16 protein-coding genes and 1 pseudogene are annotated in these 19827 nt (G+C 67.9%); 6 read left to right on the top strand and 11 right to left on the bottom strand.

All coding sequences use genetic code 11. From position 1 onward, the window contains the following. Positions 1-14: 14 nt before the first annotated feature. Positions 15-2813, bottom strand: coding sequence for a PAS domain S-box protein (locus ACVCMG_RS02330; RefSeq protein ID WP_447114790.1), 2799 nt, complete (start codon positions 2811-2813; stop codon positions 15-17). A 288-nt stretch (positions 2814-3101) separates the two neighbouring features. Between ACVCMG_RS02330 and ACVCMG_RS02325 the strand changes: the two genes are divergently transcribed. Further along, entirely contained in the window at positions 3102-4061 is a 960-nt protein-coding gene (locus tag ACVCMG_RS02325) for a cation diffusion facilitator family transporter (protein ID WP_447114789.1), read from the top strand. Positions 4062-4436: 375 nt separating this feature from the next. On the opposite strand, the gene ACVCMG_RS02320 is transcribed toward ACVCMG_RS02325, so the two are convergent. Further along, positions 4437-4640: a hypothetical protein gene (locus ACVCMG_RS02320; RefSeq protein WP_447114788.1), complete on the bottom strand. Its 204-nt coding sequence runs from the start codon at positions 4638-4640 to the stop codon at positions 4437-4439. A gap of 271 nt (positions 4641-4911) precedes the next feature. On the opposite strand from ACVCMG_RS02320, the gene ACVCMG_RS02315 reads away from it, so the two are divergent. Further along, positions 4912-6066, top strand: a complete 1155-nt coding sequence (locus ACVCMG_RS02315; RefSeq protein WP_447114787.1) for a mechanosensitive ion channel family protein — start codon at positions 4912-4914, stop codon at positions 6064-6066. Positions 6067-6156: 90 nt separating this feature from the next. Beyond that, positions 6157-6525 (top strand): response regulator, encoded by a 369-nt coding sequence (locus ACVCMG_RS02310; protein WP_395118500.1) that lies wholly within the window; start codon positions 6157-6159, stop codon positions 6523-6525. Positions 6526-6796: 271 nt separating this feature from the next. Here the strand turns inward: ACVCMG_RS02310 and ku are convergent, their stop codons facing one another. Continuing rightward, positions 6797-7729, bottom strand: coding sequence for a non-homologous end joining protein Ku (gene ku / locus ACVCMG_RS02305; RefSeq protein WP_447114786.1), 933 nt, complete (start codon positions 7727-7729; stop codon positions 6797-6799). A 250-nt stretch (positions 7730-7979) separates the two neighbouring features. On the opposite strand from ku, the pseudogene ACVCMG_RS02300 reads away from it, so the two are divergent. Further along, positions 7980-8180: pseudogene (locus tag ACVCMG_RS02300) on the top strand (short-chain dehydrogenase); the annotation flags it as partial. A 6-nt stretch (positions 8181-8186) separates the two neighbouring features. Further along, positions 8187-10733, top strand: coding sequence for a DNA ligase D (ligD, locus tag ACVCMG_RS02295; protein WP_447114785.1), 2547 nt, complete (start codon positions 8187-8189; stop codon positions 10731-10733). Positions 10734-10884: 151 nt separating this feature from the next. On the opposite strand, the gene ACVCMG_RS02290 is transcribed toward ligD, so the two are convergent. Then, entirely contained in the window at positions 10885-11433 is a 549-nt protein-coding gene (locus ACVCMG_RS02290; protein WP_447114784.1) for a type 1 glutamine amidotransferase domain-containing protein, read from the bottom strand. A 305-nt stretch (positions 11434-11738) separates the two neighbouring features. Here ACVCMG_RS02290 and ACVCMG_RS02285 point away from each other — a divergent pair, with 305 nt between their 5' ends. Then, complete coding sequence (locus ACVCMG_RS02285) at positions 11739-11900, top strand: DUF3309 family protein (RefSeq protein WP_395118508.1); 162 nt, start codon at positions 11739-11741, stop codon at positions 11898-11900. A gap of 188 nt (positions 11901-12088) precedes the next feature. Here the strand turns inward: ACVCMG_RS02285 and ACVCMG_RS02280 are convergent, their stop codons facing one another. The 7 genes from ACVCMG_RS02280 to lysS form a co-directional block, all read right to left on the bottom strand. Further along, positions 12089-12556, bottom strand: a complete 468-nt coding sequence (locus ACVCMG_RS02280; RefSeq protein ID WP_395118510.1) for a hypothetical protein — start codon at positions 12554-12556, stop codon at positions 12089-12091. 23 nt (positions 12557-12579) lie between these two features. Continuing rightward, on the bottom strand, positions 12580-13524 hold the full coding sequence (gene zipA, locus ACVCMG_RS02275) for a cell division protein ZipA (RefSeq protein WP_447114783.1): 945 nt from the start codon (positions 13522-13524) through the stop codon (positions 12580-12582). 10 nt (positions 13525-13534) lie between these two features. Continuing rightward, positions 13535-17044 (bottom strand): chromosome segregation protein SMC, encoded by a 3510-nt coding sequence (gene smc / locus ACVCMG_RS02270; RefSeq protein ID WP_447114782.1) that lies wholly within the window; start codon positions 17042-17044, stop codon positions 13535-13537. Positions 17045-17178: 134 nt separating this feature from the next. Next, the gene (locus tag ACVCMG_RS02265) at positions 17179-17424 is read right to left on the bottom strand and encodes a BolA family protein (RefSeq protein WP_447098878.1); all 246 of its coding nucleotides are present in this window, start codon (positions 17422-17424) and stop codon (positions 17179-17181) included. Positions 17425-17432: 8 nt separating this feature from the next. Next, positions 17433-17735, bottom strand: a complete 303-nt coding sequence (locus ACVCMG_RS02260; protein ID WP_395118518.1) for a YciI family protein — start codon at positions 17733-17735, stop codon at positions 17433-17435. Positions 17736-17772: 37 nt separating this feature from the next. Beyond that, on the bottom strand, positions 17773-18267 hold the full coding sequence (locus ACVCMG_RS02255) for a PaaI family thioesterase (RefSeq protein ID WP_395118520.1): 495 nt from the start codon (positions 18265-18267) through the stop codon (positions 17773-17775). Further along, complete coding sequence (gene lysS, locus ACVCMG_RS02250) at positions 18264-19778, bottom strand: lysine--tRNA ligase (protein ID WP_447114781.1); 1515 nt, start codon at positions 19776-19778, stop codon at positions 18264-18266. Before lysS ends, ACVCMG_RS02255 begins: the two co-directional genes overlap by 4 nt. Positions 19779-19827 lie beyond the last annotated feature (49 nt).

Below are 19827 nucleotides of genomic sequence, written 5' to 3'. Positions count from 1 at the left end.
ACAACCCGACCGGCTCAGTTCGCGTCGTCGCCGTCCGCGACATCGCCCAGCATCCGCTGCAACCGCTCGGTCAGCGCGCTCACCGTGAACGGCTTGGTGATCAGCTCCATGCCGGCGGCGAAACCCTTGCTTGAGGCCGCGTCGGCGGCATAGCCCGTCATCAGCAGCACTTTCAGTTCGGGCTGGCGCGCGCGCAGCGTGTCGGCCAGCGAGCGGCCGCTCATGCCCGGCAGGCTGATGTCGGAGATCAGCATGTGCAAGTGGCCGTGCGATTCCAACGCGGCGAGGGCGGCATCGGCGTCCGGCGCCTCCAGCACCGCGTAGCCCAGCTGGTGCAGTACCTCTACCACCACCTGGCGCACCACCTGTTCGTCTTCCACCACCAGCACCACTTCGCCGTTCGACGGGCGCGGGGTGGCCTCGGCCTGATCGTGCCCTGGGCGCGCCAGCTCGACATGGCGCGGCAGATAGAGCTTGATCGAGGTGCCCTCTCCCGCCGCGCTGCGGATGTCGCAATAGCCGTTCGACTGCCGTGCGAAACCATAGACCATCGACAGGCCCAGGCCGGTGCCCCGCCCCGTCGGCTTGGTGGTGAAGAACGGCTCGAAGGCGTGCTCCAGCACCTCCGGGGCCATGCCGGTGCCGTTGTCGACGACCTCGATGCAGATGTATTGCCCGCTGTCCGCCTCCAGCCAGTTGCTGCTCTCGATCGAGCCCGCGTCCAGGTTGCTCGAACGGATCAGCAGGTCGCCGCCGTCGGGCATCGCGTCGCGCGCGTTGATGGTCAGGTTCAGCAAGGCGCTTTCCAGCTGGTTCGGATCGCACAGGGTCAACCACAAGTCGTCCGCCAGCTCGAAGCGCAGCGTCACCGCCTCGCCGAGCGTGCGCCGCAGCAGTTCTTCCATCGACGCGATCAACGGGTTGGCCGCCACCGGACGCGGGTCCAGCGGCTGGCGGCGAGAGAAGGCCAGCAGGCGATGCGTCGTCGCCGCGGCGCGATTGGCCGAGTTGAGCGCGCCCTGGACGAAACGTTGCAACGTGGCGGCGTCGCCCGAGCTGGCGTGCAGCTGGATCAGATCCAGTGAACCGATGATGCCTTGCAGCAGGTTGTTGAAGTCGTGGGCCAGGCCGCCGGTGAGCTGGCCGACGGCTTCCATCTTCTGCGCCTGGCGCAGTTGCGCTTCGATCCGGATCTTTTCGCTGAGGTCGCGGATGAATACGTTGGTACGCGATTCGCCGTGCAAGGACAGGCTGCTGACGCTCAGTTCCACCGGGATCGTTTCGCCCACGCGGTTGACCATCTCGCTCTGCCGTGTCGCCCCGCGCCTCGCGCCCCGCGCCGGGCTGGGTTCGAGGTCGGCCAACAGTCGCTCGGGATGACCGGGCGGACCCACCAGGGTCGCCAGCGGCTTGCCGCGGGCCTCCGCGCGGGACCAGCCGAACATTGCCTCGGCCTGCGGGTTCCAGCGCACGATGCGGCCGGCGCCATCGAGCTGGGCAAAACCGTCCAGCGCGGAGTCGATGATGCCGCGCGCCAGTTGGTCGCTCTCGGCCAGCGCCGTCTCGGCCTGCCGGCGCCGCGAGATGTCGCGGGTGATCTTGGCGTAGCCGACCAGCACGCCATCGTCGTATATCGGGTCGATCACCACGCTGGCCCAGAAGCGGCTGCCGTCCTTGCGCACCCGCCATCCCTCGGCCACGTAATGGCCTTCCCGCCTGGCCGTTTCCAGCGCCGTCTGTGGCGTGCCGCGACTGCGTTCTTCCGGCGGATAGAAGCACGAGAAATGCTGGCCGATGATCTCCTCGGCGCGGTAGCCCTTGATGCGCTCCGCGCCGGTGTTCCAGTTGGTGATGATGCCGCGCGGGTCCAGCATGAAGATCGCGTAGTCGGTCACGTTGGACACCAGCAGCTGGAAATACCGTTCGCTGCGGCTCACGCCCGCCATGCCGGCTTCCGCGACGCGGGTGCGCTCGGCCATCCGTCGCTTCAGGTGGCTGTTCAGATCCTTGCTGGCCTGCCCTGCCTCACGCGGATCGGGGATGTCCACCAGCATGTTCACCGCGCCGGTCAGCACGCCCCCGTCGAACAACGGCGTGGAATAGGCGGCGAACGCGATCCGCCGGCCATCGGCCCGTTGTGCCAAGGCGATGTCGCCATGAATCGCCCGCGCTTCGCGCACCGCCCGCGCCATCGCGCACTGCTCGTGCGGCAGCGGCGCGCCATCGGCCTGGAACAGTCGCGCAAACAGACACCATTTCTCGCCCGGCATCGGGCGCCGCCCGGCTAGCTCCACGGCCGCTTCATTGAAGAAGGTGATGGCGCCTCCGGCATCGGTGCCATGCACGGCGATCGGCAAGGCCTGCAGCAGCTGCTGCGAGAGGCGACCGCGCTCCGCCGTGGCGCGCTGGCGCGAGTTCTGTTCCTTGACGTCGATGGTGATGCAGCGCGAGTGCACGAACTGGCCGCGCTCGAAGCGTCCACTGGAGCTGATCTGCACCTGGCGCACCCGGCCGTCACCGCCGATCAGCCGCGCCGGCCGCTTGTCCACCGATTCGCCGGCGCGCACCCGCGCGAGCAGCGCGCACAGATTGTCGTCGTCGGCATCGAAATCGGCCAGGTTGTGGCCCACATACTCGTCGCGGCGATAGCCCAGCAGGTCCAGCTCGGCCTGGTTGGCACGCAGGATCGTGCCGTCGGCCGCGACCAGCCGCATGCCCACCGCGGCATGTTCGAAAAAATCCTCCGCGTCGCTCATCCCCTTCCTGTCGCCGCCGTGCCCGGCCGCATGGGGTGGTGAGGTGGAATCTGCCATGCAACGCATCCCGTCCCGATTCGAAAGCAGCCTGTCCCGTCAGGAAGAAACCCCGCGTGCGGCGGCATGGTTCACGACCGTCTCACGGCGCCATCCCCAGTCTGTGGCGCGATCACTATGCACCGCCCCCGCGGGCGTTGCCAGCCACGCCAGTCAAGCCGACCGCCCGCACAGCCCACGCCAATGTCAGAACAACGCACCATCGTCACCACGCACCGGCACGCATCCGTGCTCGCCACGCGCCTGGCTGGCAACCGCAACCGCGTATCGGGCATGGCGGGCTGAGTCATGGCCTCCGCTTCGCACAAGGTGGTCTACGTCGCGCTGGGCGGCAACCTGATGATCGCGATCGCCAAGTTCGTGGCGGCCGGGCTGTCCGGCAGCTCGGCAATGCTGAGCGAGGGCGTGCACTCGCTGGTGGACACGGTGAACGAGGTGCTGCTGTTGTACGGCTTGCATCGCGCCGGCAAGCCGCCGGATCGCAGCCACCCGTTCGGCTATGGCCGCGAGCTGTATTTCTGGAGTTTCATCGTGGCGCTGCTGGTGCTGGCGGCAGGCGCAGGCGTGTCGTTCTACGAAGGCGTGATGCACATCCGCGAACCGGAGGCGATCAAGCGGCCGTGGATCAACTACGCGGTGCTTGGCGTGTCGTTCCTGTTCGAAGGCACTTCGTGGCTGGTGGCGCTGCGCGAGTTCCGCGCGCGCAAGGGCAAGCTGGGCTACTTCGAGGCGTTCCGGCTGAGCAAGGACCCCAGCACCTTCACCGTCCTGCTGGAAGACAGCGCGGCCCTGCTTGGCCTGCTGATCGCGCTGGCCGGCGTGGTGGGTGCGCAGGCCTTCGACGAGCCTGCACTCGATGGCGTCGCCTCGCTCGGTATCTCCGGCGTGCTGGCCTCGTTCGCCCTGCTGCTGGCGCGCGAGACCAAGGGCCTGCTGATCGGCGAACCGGCGCACCCGAGGGTGAGCGGTTCGATCCTCGCGATCGCTGCCGCGGACCCCGGCGTGCATGCCGCCAACGGCGTGCTGACCGTGCAGATGGGACCGAACCAGGTGGTGGCCACGCTGAGCGCCGAGTTCGAGGATGCACTGACCACGCCGCAGATCGAGGCGTGCATCAACCGCATCGAGGCGCAGGCCAAGACGATCCATCCCGAACTGCTGTCGCTGTTCATCAAACCGCAGACAGCCGAAACCTGGCGTGAGCGGCGCCGGTACGTCGAGGCGGCGGGTGACCAGCTGACCTCGTGAGCTGCCGCACGCGGCTGCCCGAAGCGGCGGTAGAACGGGCGCTGCACGCGGCCGGCCTGGAGGATGAAGCCACCGTGGTCACCGCGCGGCTCGAACCCAGCTGATCCGCGGCGGGAGGTCGTGAGCGCCGCACGGCGCCCAGTTCGACCACGTTGACCAGATTGCCCGCCTCGTCCCACAGCGCCTGGTCGTCCTGCCAGCCCAGCCAGCCCAGCTCGCACGCGGCGCAGCCGCACTCGCCGCAACGTTCGGTGCAGGTGCAAGCGGCCCGCCGGCGCACGTCGACCGCGCCATTCAATCGCAGGTAGCCATCCGGCGGCCAGCGACGGATGCCCTCGCGCGTCGGCAGCTCCGGTGGCGGGGATGGGGCGGCGTTCACCTGCACGGCCTTGCCGCCGACGGCCGGTCGCGCCCGGGGGGCGGCTGCAACGGTGGCAGCTCGGGTTCGTTCGGCGTGGGCTGCGGTTCCGTGGGATCGGGGAACGGCGGCGGCGAGGGATCGGGCGGCTGGTACTCGGGATCGCCGGCGGATGATGGCGGGACGCTGGACAGCATGATCGGCAGGGAGTGCGATGGCATGAGCGGTCTCCTCGGGACGTGGCTCGATCCTCGCCGTTTCCGCGCCGATTTCCCGTGAGATTCGCGCGACGCGATCGTGAGCAAGTTTCGCCGAAGAAGTGGCGCTTGCTGTTGACTCGCCAGGAGCGATCCCACCCCGGCCCTCCCCTGCGCGCAAGGGTACGAGCGCTGCATCAAGGGCCTTCGCCGGGGCGCCATCGCTGGAAGCTCGAGGGCATGGCCCGGCCGCATGCCCACGCGATGTCGACACCGCGCCGTGCAGGCTGGGTGCATGGCCGATATCTTCACCGTGTGGTGGCAGTTGTGGCAGCAGCATGTCGCGGTGCGGCTGGGCGTGACCGTGGTGGCCGGTTTGTTGCTGGCGCTGGTGCTGCGTGTCGCGATCCACGCCGTGCTGCGGCGGCTCGCGGGCGATCGCCCGGTGATCGCCGACCTGATGCAGCGCGCCCACGCGCCGCTGCAGTGGCTGCTGCCCTTGCTCTCGCTTTTGCTGATGCTGCGCTATGGCCCCGCACTGGACTCGGCACCGATGGCACTGGTCGAGCATCTGTTGCTGATCGGTTTGCTGGCCGCCGGCACCTGGCTGGTGGTGCGTTGCGTCGGCGCGTTCGAGGGCGCCGCGGTGCGGCGCTATCCGATGGATGCCGCGGACAACCTGCAGGCTCGTCGCGTGGTCACCCAGGTGCGCGTGCTGGCGCGCACTGCCGACGTGGTGGTGATCGTGCTGGGCACGGCGATCATCCTGCTCACCATTCCCGGCGTGCGCCAGCTCGGCGCCAGCCTGCTCGCCTCCGCCGGCGTGGCCGGGCTGGCGATAGGACTGGCGGCGCGGCCGGTGCTGAGCAACCTTATCGCCGGCCTGCAGATTGCGCTGACCCAGCCCATCCGTCTCGACGACGTGGTGATCATCGAAGGCGAATGGGGCCGCATCGAGGAGATCGCCGGAAGTTACGTGGTGGTGCGCATCTGGGACGAGCGCCGGCTGGTGGTGCCGCTCAACTGGTTCATCGAGCATCCATTCCAGAACTGGACGCGCCGCAGTTCGCAGCTGATCGGCACGGTGTTCCTGATGCTGGATTTCCGCACGCCACTGGCGCCGCTGCGCGAGGAGTTCAAGCGCCTGTGCGAGGCCTCGGAGCAGTGGGATCGTCGCGTATGCGTGCTGCAGGTCACCGACGCCACCGAGCAGACGATGCAACTGCGCATGCTGGTGAGCTCCACCGATTCGGGCCGCAACTTCGACCTGCGTTGCCAGGTGCGCGAGGGACTGATCGCCTTCGTTCAGGCGCACTACCCGCACGCGCTGCCACGCTGGCGCGGCGAGCTGGATCGTGGCCAAGAATCCGCCGCGCCGATGCCGCCGGCGCCGGCACCGCAGCGCGCACCGTCGGCCGAAGACGGCGGCCCCGAGCGTCGCGCCAGCTGAACGGCAGCCGACGTTCTGCGACGTCTTTCACGGCGTGCGGACCAGGCCGATGCCAAGGTCACGACGACGCCGACGACGGGAGTCACGCGCATGTTTCCCAAACGGGTGCTGCTGGTGGAGGACGACCCCGATACCCGCGAGATCACCGCACTGCTGCTGCAGCACGCAGGCTACACGGTGATCGTGGCGCACGACATCGCCAGCGGCGTGGCGGAGTCGGAAGCACGGCAGGATTTCGGCGTGATCGTGACGGACATGTATCTGGGTCGCGGCCAGACCGGCATCTCGCTGATTCGCAGCCTGCGGGACAGCGGCTCGCGCACCCCGATCGTGCTCACCTCCGCGCACGAGGAAGCATCCATCGCCGCCCGCGACATGAAGGTGCTGTTCCTGCCCAAGCCGTACGGCCGGCAGGCCCTGCTGTCGGTGGTGGCCATGGCGCGCGTGTGCGGCGTCTGAACGATGCTGCCGCCTCATCGCTGCGGCACGACAGTGTCACGCCCGCTTGCCGCACCGCGCGGTCTGCCGGGAGCTCGCCCGTGGCCCGGGAGATTGCGCCTGTCCCATCGGAATCGACCCGCGCACGGCGGCAGCGCCCGGTATCGGCACGCACGCCGAGCGGAGCAAGTGATTGGTCGCCGCCGACAGCCCCGGTTGCTCCCACCTGGCGTGCTCGTGGCAGTGCCAGCACCTGCACGCTGGTTTCGGCATGGTTCTGAACCGGGGTAGTTCAGCCTGCCTTGTGGCGGGAGGCGCGCTTTTTCGCTGACGCTTTTCTCGTCGCGGACTTCTTCCTGGCCGTGGTCGTGGTGGTTCGCTTGTCCCCTTTCCCGCCCGCCGCCGACTTCTTCGCCGGCGTGCGCTTGTTGCTGGCCAGGCTCTGCTGCAGCAGCGACATGAAGTCGACCACGTTGGTGGTGGCGTTCTCCGGCATCGTCTCCTCGTCTTCCGGTTCGGTGGTCACCACGCCTTTCGACTTCATCCGCTTCTCGATCACCTTGCGCAGGCGATCACGGAACTCGTCGCGGTACTCGGCCGGATTCCACTCGTCGCTCATCGACTCGATCAGCTGCTCGGCCATCTGCAGCTCCTTGGCCGAGATGCGGTAATCCGACGCTGTCCCTGCGGGAATCTTGTAATCCTCGGCGTCGACCAGCTCCTGTGGGTAGCGCATCAGCATCAGCATCAGCGCATCCCCCCGCGGCACCACTGCGGAGAGGTATTCGCGCGTGCGGATCACCACCCGCGCGATGCCGATGCGGCCGGTGCGCTTGAGCACCTCGCGCAGCAGCACGTAACCCTTCTCCGCCTTCTTGCCCGGCACCAGGTAGTACGGCTTCTCGAAGTATTCCGGGCCGATCGAGTCGGCCTCGACGAAGGCTTTCACGTCGACCGCCTCGCGCCCCTCGGCGGCGGCCGACTTGATGTCCTCCGGCTCCAGCACGACATAGTTGCCCTTGGCGTATTCGAACGCCTTGACGATCTCCTTCCAAGGCACCTCCTCCCCGGTCTCGGCGTTCACGCGCTCGTACCGGACCGGCGTGTTGCTGCGGCTGTCCAGCATACGGAAATGCAGGTCCACGCTGCGCTCGCCGGTCATCAGCGACACCGGCACGTTGAGCAGGCCGAACGACAGGGTTCCGCTCCAGATGGGTCGTGCCATGGCTTCAGACTCCGGCGGCGAGCAGGTCGACAGACTATTCCGGTTTGCGCGTGCAGGGGCTGTCAAACGTGCCGTGCGAATCACGCACACGCTTCACCTGCGGCGCACGCCGGGCGCACTACGGTGCGTCGCGTCGCCACCGCGGAGCCATCCGATGCCTGTCGCCGAACGCAGCAAGGCTGCCCGAACCGCCGTCGAACGCCGGCGTCCGATCCGGGCTGCCACCGGACAGGCCGAACGACGCAAGCCTGCCAGCGGTCCGGTGTGGACCTCGCCGAATTCGGCGGACCAGTCGGCGCAGAAGGTCGGCGAGTTCGGCGCATCCAGCGCGATGGGCCGCCCGGTGCAGCCGGAGCAATTGGCGCCGTCCCATGTCTTCCTCGCGGCGCCGTCGTGCGCCAGCTGCCTTTCCGGCGCGGTGCTGCCGGTGGCGGGCGGCCCGACCGGCTGAGCGATCATGGGCAACCTGCGCGACTATCAACGCAAGCGCGATTTCTCGAAAACGCGCGAACCGGCCGACAACGCGGCGGGACGCCGGGGCAGTCGCGCGATCTTCGTGGTGCAACTGCATCATGCCAGCCGCCGGCACTTCGATTTCCGCCTGCAACTGGGCGACGTACTGAAGAGCTGGGCGGTGCCGAAAGGACCCAGCTACGACCCGCAGGTGAAACGCCTGGCGGTCGAGGTGGAGGATCATCCGGTGTCCTATGCCGGCTTCGAGGGCGACATCGAACACGGCTACGGCAAAGGCCACGTCGACCAGTTCGACATCGGCGTGTGGACCACCGAAGGCGACGCCGAAGCGCAGTTGCAAAAGGGTCACCTGCGCTTCGAGCTGTTCGGCAAGCGGCTCAAGGGCGGCTGGCACCTGGTGCGCAGCGGCCGCAAGGAACGCCAGCCGGCGTGGTTCCTGATCAAGGCCAAGGACGCGTTCGCCGGCGACGTGGAAGCGGACGACCTGCTCGACGCGAAGATGATCCGCAGCACCCGCGCGGCCGCGACAACACCGGCGACCAGGGCGGCGGCAAAGAAGTCCACCGCACGCAAGAAAGCCGTGCCGAAGGGGAAAAAAGTGCCGCGCTTGCGCCTGGCCAAGGCTGCCGCCGCGCTGGACGGGGCGCGCCCGGCGCCACCCGGCACCGAGTTCTTCAAACCGGAACTGGCACGCCTGCGCGAGTCGCCGCCGCCAGGCGAGCAGTGGCTGCATGAGGTGAAGTGGGACGGCTACCGCATCCTCGCCGCGATCGCCGACGGCGAGGTGAAGCTGTGGTCGCGCAACGCGCTGGCCTGGAACGAGCGGCTGCCAGAGATCGTGCAGGCGCTCGAATCGCTGGGATTGCATTCGGCCCGGCTCGATGGCGAGCTGATCGCGCTCGATGCCCGCGGACACAGCGATTTCAACGGCCTGCAGGCCACCCTGTCCGGCGAAGCACAATTGTCGCTGGTCTACATGCTGTTCGACCTGCCCTACCTCGAAGGCAGCGACCTGACCCGGGTACCACTGCTGCAACGCAAGGCGCTGCTGCAACGGCTGCTGGCCCACGCGCCGAAACACCTCGCCTTCAGCAGCCATGCGGTCGGCGACGGTGAAGGCGCGTTCCGCACGGCGACCGAGCAGCAGCTGGAAGGCATCATCTCCAAGCGCGTCGATTCGATCTACCGACCCGGGCGCGGCGACGACTGGCTGAAGATCAAGCGGCTGGAAAGCGACGAGTTCGCGGTGGTCGGCTACACGCCGCCCAAGGGCAGGCGCAGCGGTTTCGGTTCGCTGCTGCTGGCCCGACCCGATCCGGAGGTGTCGAACGGCTGGATCTATGTCGGACGCGTCGGCACCGGCTTCTCCGACGAACAGTTGCGGCAGTTGAGCAAGACCATTGCCGACAAGAGCAGCAAGAAACCGACGGTGAAACTTGCCGCGATCGATCCGCTGCTGCGCGGTGCACACTGGGTCGAACCGAAGGCCGTGGCCGAGGTGTACTACCGCGGCATCGGCAACAAGAACCTGCTGCGCCAACCGAGCCTGAAGACCATGCGTACCGACAAGTCCGCCACAGACCTGCGCGACAGCGATCGCGCCCCATCCACGCGCTCCGCCAGCAACCGGCGACGGCGCGGCGGCGGGATGTCCGCCGCCGACATCACCATCACCCATCCCGACCGCGTGGTGTATCCCGAGGACGGCATCACCAAGCAGGAAGTGGCCGACTACTACACCCGCGTGATGGACTGGTTCCTGCCTGGCGTGGTTGACCGTCCCACCTCGGTCATCCGTTGCCCGGAAGGTACCGGGAAGGCCTGCTTCTTCCAGAAGCACATGATCGCCGGCCTCGAGCACGTCGGCAGCGCGAGGCTCAAGGAGGAATCCGGCGGGCAGGCCAGCTACATCTATCCGCGCGATGCCAACTCGGTGATCGAGCTGGTTCAGTTCGGCGTGCTGGAGTTCCACCCCTGGGGCGCGACCGTCAAGCAGCCGGACCTGGCCGACCGCGTGGTGTTCGACCTCGATCCCGGCGAGGACGTGGCCTGGGACCGCGTGGTGGCGGCAGCGCGGCTGGTGCGCAAGCTGCTGTCGCAAATGGGGCTGGAATCATTTTTGCGCACCACCGGCGGCAAGGGCCTGCACGTGGTGCTGCCGTTGAATCCGGGCTGCCCGTGGCCGCAGGTGAAGGGTTTCGCCCAGGCGTTCGCCAGCTCCTTGGCGCAAGCCCATCCGCTGGAGTTCATCGCCACCGCCAGCAAGGCACGCCGCGGCGGCCTGATCTACGTCGACTACCTGCGCAACAGCCGCGGCGCCACCAGCGTCGCCTCCTATTCGCTGCGCGCACGCCCCGGCGCGCCGGTGGCGATGCCGTTGCGCTGGACCGAACTGGGCAAGCTGAAAAGCGGCCACGATTTCGACGTCCATTCCGCGCCCCAGCGCCTCGCGCGGCTGCGCAGCGATCCGTGGGCCGGCATCGGCGAGCTGCGCCAGAACCTCGACGACGTGATGGAAAAGCTCGGCTGAGGATCGCCCGCGCCTTTCGCGCGATGCTCTTCGTCGCATGATGCAAAAGGCATCGCGCACGGAGTGCGCTCCCACGGATTCGCGACGAAACCATGCAGGGCGGGCCGTGTCCGCCCTGCGTCGGCGTTGGACCAGGTCGACGTCGACGGCGTTACGCGGTAGCGCCAAGCGCGTCGATGATCGCGTCGGCAAAGGCAGGGATGTCGCCCGGGCGGCGGCTGGTGATCAGCTGGCCGTCACGCACCACCTCGCTGTCCTGCCAGTGCGCGCCGGCGTTCTCCAGATCGGTGCGCAGCGACGGCCACGAGGTGACCTGGCGATTCTTGACCAGGCCGGCTTCGATCAGCGTCCATGGAGCGTGGCAGATCGCCGCCACCGGCTTGCCCGCGTCGTCGAACGCCTTGACCAGCGTGATCACCGCGGGCACCCGCCGCAGCTTGTCCGGGTTCATCACGCCGCCAGGCAGGACCAGCGCGTCGTAATGCTTGACCCTGGCCTCGTCCAGGGGCACGTCCACCGGCACGGCCCTGCCCCAGTTGCCATCGCTCCAGCCCTTGATCTCCCCGGCGTGGCCGGGGGCGATCACGTCGGTCTGCGCGCCGGCCTGTTCCAGCAGGCGTTTGGGTTCGGTCAGTTCGGACTGTTCGAAGCCGTCGGTGGCGAGGATGGCGATGCGGCGGCCGGTGAGGTTGAAGGACATGGGGCACTCCAGGATCGGAAAGCCGCAGCATCGCCGCTGCCACATGCAGGCAGCGTGCGGTTGTCGTGAGCGCGGCGTGACTCAAGCGCGAGCTACGCCCGCCACCCCGCCGCGAGAGAGCCCGCGGCATGACGAAGCAAACCGTCGTTCACCCCATCGTCATCCGCGCGAAAACGGGGTCATGTTCAGCCCTTCCGCCGCGACGCATCGTTGACGGCCCTTGCACCGGGACGCTGCGAAGGTGCAGGCGTCGCGCGATGCCGTCCGCGATCTCCGCAACTCCACGTGCACAAAGGAATACGAACATGTCGATTTCACTGCTGGTGCTCATCGTTCTCGTCATCCTGCTGATCGGTGCGTTGCCGACGTGGGGCTACAGCCGCTCCTGGGGTTATCGTCCGACCGGCGGCATCGGCATCATCCTGCTGATCGTGCTGGTGCTGTGGTTGCTTGGCGTTTTCCACTGAGCGCCCCGCCGACACCGTGATCGTCCTGGCCAAATCGGTGTAACCCGTGCGCGCGGCGGCAGAGTGCCAGGGCTGCCTGCCAGGGCGCCGTGCCACGCAGACCGCACCGGGACTCGGGATTTGCCAGGGAACGACGCTGCCGGCGACTCGAGTATCCGCAGTCCCGGGCAACGAGCGGCGAGCCGGCGTCAGCGCAGCGGTTCGGCGGCCCTGTCGCCCTGGCAACGGATCGGCCCGCCGTCGCGGCCGCGAGCCTGGGTGAAGCTGGAGCCGCGGCGATTGATCACGATGCCGTTGGCACATTGCTGGTTGGCGTCCAGCAGGTAACTGGCGGTGACGCGCTGCGCCTCCTGCTGCTGGCGCTGCAGCTGCACGGCGCGGCGGGCCTGGTATTCGCGCGCCTGGTCGGCGACCTGGCGGTAATTGCTGGCCAGCTCCTCGCGACGCTGGCGCAGGTCGCGCTCCAGTTCGTCGTGGCGCTGGCGCGCACTGGCACGGGCTTGTTCGGCCTGCAGCGCGGCGGCGCGCTCGGTTTCCTGGATCAGCTCGTCGGCATGGCGGGCGGCAAGCCAGCGCGACACCCCGTTCCAGCCCAGGATCGCCACGACGAGGGCGGCGACAGCGGCGGCGATTTTCCAGCGCAAGGCAATCGTCATGGCTCCCGCTCCCGCGCGGCGATTCAGCGACCGAAGATGATTTCTTCACCCTCGTGGTCACGGTCCCAGCCGCGCAGCTGGTCGCGGATGTGCGCGATGCCTTGCCGGCCGAGCGCATTGCGCTCCTCATCCAGTACCTGGCCGTCGAGCAGCTCGGCCAGTCGCTGCGCGGTGGGCAGCATGGCGTCCCAGGCGTCGAGCGCGGGGACCGGCCCGGGCAAGGTCATGAAGAAACTGACGCCGGAGGTCTGCAGCGCATCCAGCCGGGCCAGGTCGAAATTGCCCGGCTTGAGCATGTTGGCGACGCTGAAGATGGGGCCCAGCTCGCGCTTGCCATCCACCAGGCGGTGATAGATGCCCATGTCGCCGAATTCCAGCCCGGCCTTTTCGGTGGCGACGACCAGGTCCGGTCCGTTGAAACGCGTGCCGTCGCGCGCCACCACGAACAAGGTGACGATGCGTTCCACCGGCGTGTCGGCCGGGCGCCGACCCAGCTCCGAGCGCGGCACCGGCTTGGTGGCGGGCGGCGCCGGTGCCGGTGCGGCGGCGGGTTCGGCGGCGGCGGGTTCGGCGGGCGCGCGCAAGGTATCCACGATCGAGGCGGCGTGGCCGGCCAGGCGTTCGGTCAGGCGCTCGGCCGGCTTGGCCGCATGGCGTTCGCCGGAAAGCGTGGCGCCCAGGCGCTCCAGTTCCTCGCGCAGGCCGACGTCGAGCTCGCCTTGCTGCGGCGTCGCCGAGGTGTCGCCCAGGCTGAAGGCCGGGTCGTCGGCCAGGCTGGAGCCGCCCATGGTGGGCTCGCGCCGCGCGTGTCCGTGCGTGTGCGTATCGCCCGCTGCCCTGCGCTTGCCCTGCTCTTTCCGCGGCTGGCCGAACAGCCAGATCAGTGCCAGCACGATCAGCCCCACGATCAGCATCGGAATGCCGACGGCGGCGTTCCACGCAAAGGCAAGCAAAGGTTGCACGGTCATCATCGGTTCCTCAGGCAGCTCCCGCCAGTTTAGCCGCTTCGGCCAGGTCGACCTGCACCAGACGCGACACGCCGGGCTCGCGCATGGTCACGCCGCACAGCTGGGTGGCGGCTTCCATGGTGGCCTTGTTGTGGCTGATGAAGATGAACTGCACGTGTTCGCTCATCTCGCTTACCAGGCTTGAGAAGCGACCGACGTTGGCCTCGTCGAGCGGCGCGTCGACTTCGTCGAGCAGGCAGAACGGCGCGGGGTTGAGGCCGAAGATGGCGAACACCAGCGACACCGCGGTCAGCGCCTTCTCGCCGCCGGACAACAGCGAGATGTTGGACGGGCGCTTGCCCGGCGGGCGCGCCATGATCGTCACGCCGGTGTTGAGCAGGTCGTCGCCGGTGAGTTCCAGATAGGCATGGCCGCCACCGAACAGGCGCGGGAACAGTTCCTGCACGCCGGCGTTGACCTTGTCGAAGGTTTCCTTGAAGCGGTGGCGGGTTTCGCGGTCGATCTTCTTGATCGCGCCTTCCAGCGTTTCCATCGCGCTGACCAGGTCGGCCAGCTGGTTGTCCAGGTAGGTCTTGCGCTCGCTCTGTTCGGCATGTTCCTGGATCGCGGCCAGGTTGACCGGCTCGATCCGCGCGATTTTCTGGCCGATGTCGGCGAGCTGTGACCGCCACTGGTTGGCGTCGATGTCGTCGGCCAGTTCGGCCAGCAGGGTTTCCAGTTCGAGGCCGGAAGCGGTGATCGCTTCGGCCAGTTGTTCGGCGCGCAGCTGCAGCGCCTGGGCGGCGAGACGCTTCTCGGACAGGCCCTCGCGCAATGCCGACAGGCCCTGCTCGGCCAGGTGGCGCTGCTGTTCGAGCTTGCGGAATTCGAGGTCGCAGTCTTCCAGTGCGCGGCGCGCTTCCACCAATTGCTTGTCGACCAGCAGGCGCTGGTCCAGATACGCCTGACGCTCGGCTTCGAGTTCGGCGATCGGGTCGGAGCCGGCGGCGAGCTGTTCGGCGATCTCGTTGCGGCGCGCCTCGATCTGGCGCAGCTGGGCATCCATGCGACCGAGCGCCTGTTCCAGCGAGCTCAGCGACGAGCGCTTGGACTCCAGCGAGAGCGCCAGCGAGTGCGATTGATCGGCCGCCTCGCGCGCATTCATGCGGGCTTCCTCGCGCGCCTCGAGCAGGCTGCGGCGTTCGTTTTCCAGTTCGCGGCGCTGGTCTTCCAGGTCACCCATCAGGCCGACCGACTCGTCCAGCCGCGCACGCGCCTCGCGGGTCTGGCTCTGCAGTTCGTCGAGCTGCGTGGACAGGTCGGCCAGCTCGCCGTTGACCTTTTCGGCACGGGCGCGGGCGGTCTCCAGCTTGCCGCGGTGGCTTTGCAACTGGCCGGCCAGTTCGGACTGGCGACGGTGCGCGTTGTACAGCTCGCGCTGGGCGTCGTCGCGCGCGCGTTCGGTTTCGAATTTGCTGGTGCGCAGGTTGTCGAGCCGTTCGCTGGCTTCTTCCAGCTGCGCTTCCAGCATGGCGATCTGTTCGGCCAGCGTGCGCAGCTCGCGCTCGCGCGCCAGCACGCCGACCTGGCTGCCTTGCGCCCGGCGCACCCGCGCCCAGCCCGGACCGAGCCATTCGCCGCCGCGCGTCATCACGGATTGATACGGTGCCAGTGCGGACAGCGAGGCCACCTGCCGGTGGGCGTCGGCCAGCGATTCGGCAGTAAGTACGTGACCGAGGATGGCCATCGCCGCCGCCGGGCCGCGTACGTGGGCGGCCAGCGTGCCAGCGGCGCCGACGCCGCCCTCGGCGTTGTCGAGCAAGGCGATGTCGGCGTTGTCGAGCGCATCGAACTCCGCCGCCAACGCATGCGAGCCATCCACCAGCACCGCGTCCAGAAAACCGCTCAGCGCCGTTTCCACGGCGGTCTCCCAGCCGTTTTCGACCTGCAGCGACTCACCGAGGCGGCGTGACGTGTTCAACCCGAGACGAGCCAGCCAGCTGCTGGCAGCGTTTTCTTCCTGGCCGAGCGCGGCATGCTGCAGCGCTTCGAGCGAGGCGTGCCGGCCACGGGCGGCCTGCAGTTGCTGGCGGGCCTCGTTCAGCGCCGACTGCACCTGGCGCTCTTCTTCCTGCACTTTTTCATGGTTGGACTTGTACTGGTCGAGCAGGCTGCCCAGGGTTTCCACGCGCTCGCGCTGGGCGTCGTGTTCGCTGTGCAGTTGCTCGCCGGCGGCGGCCAGTGCGGCCACGTCGGTGGCTTTCTGCTCGGTTTCCAGTGCTTCGCGGCGGCGCGCCAGGTCGATGCCCTGGCGGTCGAGGTAATTGAGCTTGGTGCGTTCCACTTCGGCGGCGCGGTTGGATTCGCCGGCGTTGCGGGTGTGGCTGTCCCAGCGCTGTTGCCAGTCGGCCAGCCTGGCCTCGGTGCTGCGCTGGGCTTCGGCGGTGTCGTCCTGCAGCTGCTGCAGGGCTTCGAGTTTCGGTTCGCCTTCGGCCAGCGCCTGGCGCAGGATTTCGACCTGCGCGTGATCGGTGGCGATGTGCGCGGCCAGTTCCGCGTGTTCGCGCTCGCTGTCGGCGTGGGCGCGCTGCAGGCGTTCGGCGCTCTCCTTGTTGTGGCGCACTTGCTGCTCGACACGGGCGATCTCGGCGCCGACCTTGTAGACCTCGGCCTGTACCGCGTTCAGGTGCTCGCTGGCGTCGGTGTGGCGTTCGCGCATGACCTCGATCTGCGCCTCGATCTCGCGCTGGCCGGCCAGCTGCTTCTCGATCTCGATCTCGGCGGCGGACAAGCCGGCGCCTTCGCTGTCGTGCTGGCTCTTGAGGCCGCGGTATTCGAGCGCGCGCAGCTCGGCTTCCTTGCGTGTCTGCTCTTCCTTCAAGGCTTTCCAGCGCTCGGCGGCGCGGGCCTGGCGGTTCAGGTGTTCGAGCTGCTTGTCGACTTCGTCGCGCACATCGCGCACGCGGTCGAGGTTTTCGCGGGTGGCCTTGATGCGGCTTTCGGTCTCCTTGCGGCGCTCCTTGTACTTGGAGATACCGGCGGCTTCCTCCAGGTGCGTGCGCAGTTCGTCCGGGTGCGCCTCGATGATCTGGCTGATCATGCCCTGCTCGATGATCGAGTAGCTGCGCGGGCCCAAGCCGGTGCCGAGGAACAGGTCGGTGATGTCGCGCCGGCGGCAGCGCGCGCCGTTGAGGTAGTACGAGGATTGCCCGTCGCGGGTGACTTGGCGCTTCACCGAGATCTCGGCGTACTGGCCGTACTCGCCCTGCACCGAGCCGTCGGCGTTGTCGAAGATCAGTTCGACCGTGGCCTGCCCCACCGGCTTGCGCGTGTTGGAGCCGGAGAAGATCACGTCGGTCAGCGAGTCGCCGCGCAGGCGGCTGGCCGCGCTTTCGCCCATCACCCAGCGGATCGCGTCGATGATGTTGGATTTGCCGCAGCCGTTGGGGCCGACCACGCCGATCATGTTGCTCGGCAGGTGCAGGGTGGTCGGGTCCACGAAGGACTTGAAACCGGCGAGTTTGATCGTGCTCAGGCGCATGCAGTGTTCAACGGTAGGGTGCTACGGCCGGTGCAGCCGGATGACAGGGCACTGTGCCAAACGCGGGGGCCTGCTGCAATGCGTGTCCGCGTGAGATTTAGTGTAAAGAATACGATACAACTCATTGATAGATATTATTTCTCGACGGCATCTATGGAAACGGCATGGATCCCGTTGTCCATCAACCCCTGCAGCGCCGCGTAGACCATTCGGTGCCGGCGGATCGGCAACAGCCCGGTGAACGCGGGGCTGGCGATCCGCACGCGGAAATGGCCCTTGCCCTCACCCGCATGCCCGGCGTGCAGGTGGCCTTCGTCGACGATTTCCAGCTCGGTCGGCGCCAGGGCCTGGGTCAGGCGCTGGCGGATCTGCTCGATCATCGCCTCGCTCACGCCGGCAGGGCCTTGCGGAATGGCTTGATCTGCACCTCGGCGTAGACGCCGGCCGCCACGTAGGGGTCGGCATCGGCCCAGGCGCGGGCGTCGGCCAGCGACGGAAACTCGGCCAGGATCAGGCTGCCGCTGAAGCCGGCCGGGCCCGGATCTTCGGACTCGATCGCCGGGAACGCGCCGGCCACGAACAGGCGGCCCTCATCCAGCAGCGCCTGCAGCCGCGCGATGTGCGCGGGCCGCGCTCCCTTGCGCTTCTCCAGCGAGTCGGCAACGTCCGTTCCGATGATGGCAAACCACATGATCAAGCCTCCTGGTGGGATGGGTCGCGAGTCTGGCTCATGCGTGGCGCGCGGCTGCGGCCAGCTGCGCGGTGTCGACACGCACGAAAATCGAATCGCCCAGCGCGGTGAGCACTTCGCCCGCGTGGACCTCGCACAGCACGCGGGTCTTGCGCCCGACTTCGCCCTCGACGCGCGCCTTCAGCGTCAGCGGCACGTCCATCGGGGTGGGCTTGAGGAACTTGATGCCGAGGCTGCCGGTGACGCAGTCGATGCGCGGCTTGCTGTCCGGCGCGCGCTGCTCGGCACGGTAGTGGTATGCCATCGCGGTCCAGTTGGAATGGCAGTCCACCAGCATCGCGATCAGCCCGCCGTAGACCAGCCCCGGCCAGCCGTGGAAATCCGCTCCCGGCAGGTGCGTGCTGACCACGTGCACGCCGTCCTCGTGCCAGTGGCTCTTGATGTGCAAGCCGTGAGGATGGGCGCTGCCGCAGCCGTAGCAGACGCCGTCGGGCGCGGCCAGGTCCTGCAGCGCGGGCACGTCGGCGCTCATGCTTCCGGTCGCATGTACGGGAACAGCAGCACGTCGCGGATCGAGGACGCGCCGGTCAGCAGCATCACCAGGCGGTCGATGCCGATGCCGAGGCCGCCGGTGGGCGGCAGGCCCACTTCCAGCGCGCGGATGTAGTCGGCGTCGAAGTGCATGGCCTCGTCGTCGCCGGCGTCCTTGGCGTCGACCTGGGCCTGGAAGCGTGCGGCCTGGTCTTCCGGGTCGTTCAACTCGGAGAAGCCATTGGCGATTTCCTTGCCGCCCACGAACAGCTCGAAGCGGTCGGTGATGCCCTTGTCGGTATCGCTTTCGCGAGCCAGCGGCGACACCTCGACCGGATGGTCGGTGATGAAGGTGGGCTGGATCAGCGTGTGCTCGACGGTCTTCTCGAAGATCTCCAGCAACAGCTTGCCCCAGCCGTAGCCGGGCTTGACCTGCACGCCGAGGCGCTTCGCATGCGCCGCCATCGCCTCGCGGTCGCGCAGTTCTTCGCGCTTGATCTCCGGGTTGTGTTCCAGCACCGCGTCTTCCATGCGCCAGCGGCGGAATGCCGGGCCGACGTCGATCGCCGCACCGTCCCATTCCAGCTGCGTGGTGCCGAGCACGGCTTGCGCGGTATCGCGGATCACGCTCTCGGTGAGGTCCATGATCTCGTGGTAGGTCGCGTAGGCCTGGTACAGCTCCAGCATGGTGAACTCGGGGTTGTGCCGGGTCGACACGCCCTCGTTGCGGAAGTTGCGGTTGATCTCGTAGACGCGGTCGAAACCGCCCACGACCAGGCGCTTCAGGTACAGCTCCGGCGCCACGCGCAGATACAGGTCCAGATCCAGCGCGTTGTGGTGGGTGACGAACGGCCTGGCCGTGGCGCCGCCGGGGATCACGTGCATCATCGGCGTCTCCACTTCCATGAAGCGGCGCGACGGCGCTTCCAGCCATTGACGCATGGTGCCGATGATCCTTGAGCGCAGCATGAAGGTGCGGCGCGCTTCCTCGGTGACTATCAGGTCCACGTAGCGCTGGCGATAGCGCTGCTCCACGTCGGCCATGCCGTGATGCTTGTCGGGCAGCGGGCGCAGGCTCTTGGTCAGCAGGCGCAGGTGATCCACGCGCACCGAAAGCTCGCCGGTCTTCGTGCGCATCAGCGTGCCTTCGGCACCCACGATGTCGCCCATGTCCCAGCCCTTGAACGCCTCGTAGACCTCGCCAACCGTGCCTGCATGGATGAACAGCTGGATGCGTCCGCTGAAATCCTGCAACTGCACGAAACTGACCTTGCCCTGCACGCGCTTGAGCACGATGCGTCCGGCCATCCTCACCCGGCGCGCAGCCGCTTCGACGGCTTCGGCCGTGTGCACGTCCTTGTCGGCGAACTCGGTTTGCAGGTCGCCGGCGAAGCTGTCGACCTTGAAGTCGTTCGGAAACGCGATGCCCTGCCCGCGCAGCGCCTTGAGTTTTTCGCGGCGCTCGGCGATCAACTTGTTCTCGTCGGGAAGGGTGTCGGTGACTTCGCTCATGGATGGTTCCGTGGCTGCCAGCGCGCGCTGGACAGTGGATGTCTCGTGG

The sequence above is a fragment of the Rhodanobacter sp. UC4451_H18 genome, from assembly GCF_052978225.1.
The sequence above is the reverse complement of the archived record's forward strand: the minus strand, read 5'-3'. Positions and strand labels throughout refer to the sequence as shown.

What these genes read in the sequence shown, in the direction of transcription:
- ACVCMG_RS02330 (WP_447114790.1), bottom strand. Translation starts at nt 2,813, where the DNA reads ATGGCAGATTCCACCTCACCACCCCATGCGGCCGGGCACGGCGGCGAC.
- ACVCMG_RS02325 (WP_447114789.1), top strand. Translation starts at nt 3,102, where the DNA reads ATGGCCTCCGCTTCGCACAAGGTGGTCTACGTCGCGCTGGGCGGCAAC.
- ACVCMG_RS02320 (WP_447114788.1), bottom strand. Translation starts at nt 4,640, where the DNA reads ATGCCATCGCACTCCCTGCCGATCATGCTGTCCAGCGTCCCGCCATCA.
- ACVCMG_RS02315 (WP_447114787.1), top strand. Translation starts at nt 4,912, where the DNA reads ATGGCCGATATCTTCACCGTGTGGTGGCAGTTGTGGCAGCAGCATGTC.
- ACVCMG_RS02310 (WP_395118500.1), top strand. Translation starts at nt 6,157, where the DNA reads ATGTTTCCCAAACGGGTGCTGCTGGTGGAGGACGACCCCGATACCCGC.
- ku (WP_447114786.1), bottom strand. Translation starts at nt 7,729, where the DNA reads ATGGCACGACCCATCTGGAGCGGAACCCTGTCGTTCGGCCTGCTCAAC.
- ligD (WP_447114785.1), top strand. Translation starts at nt 8,187, where the DNA reads ATGGGCAACCTGCGCGACTATCAACGCAAGCGCGATTTCTCGAAAACG.
- ACVCMG_RS02290 (WP_447114784.1), bottom strand. Translation starts at nt 11,433, where the DNA reads ATGTCCTTCAACCTCACCGGCCGCCGCATCGCCATCCTCGCCACCGAC.
- ACVCMG_RS02285 (WP_395118508.1), top strand. Translation starts at nt 11,739, where the DNA reads ATGTCGATTTCACTGCTGGTGCTCATCGTTCTCGTCATCCTGCTGATC.
- ACVCMG_RS02280 (WP_395118510.1), bottom strand. Translation starts at nt 12,556, where the DNA reads ATGACGATTGCCTTGCGCTGGAAAATCGCCGCCGCTGTCGCCGCCCTC.
- zipA (WP_447114783.1), bottom strand. Translation starts at nt 13,524, where the DNA reads ATGACCGTGCAACCTTTGCTTGCCTTTGCGTGGAACGCCGCCGTCGGC.
- smc (WP_447114782.1), bottom strand. Translation starts at nt 17,044, where the DNA reads ATGCGCCTGAGCACGATCAAACTCGCCGGTTTCAAGTCCTTCGTGGAC.
- ACVCMG_RS02265 (WP_447098878.1), bottom strand. Translation starts at nt 17,424, where the DNA reads ATGATCGAGCAGATCCGCCAGCGCCTGACCCAGGCCCTGGCGCCGACC.
- ACVCMG_RS02260 (WP_395118518.1), bottom strand. Translation starts at nt 17,735, where the DNA reads ATGTGGTTTGCCATCATCGGAACGGACGTTGCCGACTCGCTGGAGAAG.
- ACVCMG_RS02255 (WP_395118520.1), bottom strand. Translation starts at nt 18,267, where the DNA reads ATGAGCGCCGACGTGCCCGCGCTGCAGGACCTGGCCGCGCCCGACGGC.
- lysS (WP_447114781.1), bottom strand. Translation starts at nt 19,778, where the DNA reads ATGAGCGAAGTCACCGACACCCTTCCCGACGAGAACAAGTTGATCGCC.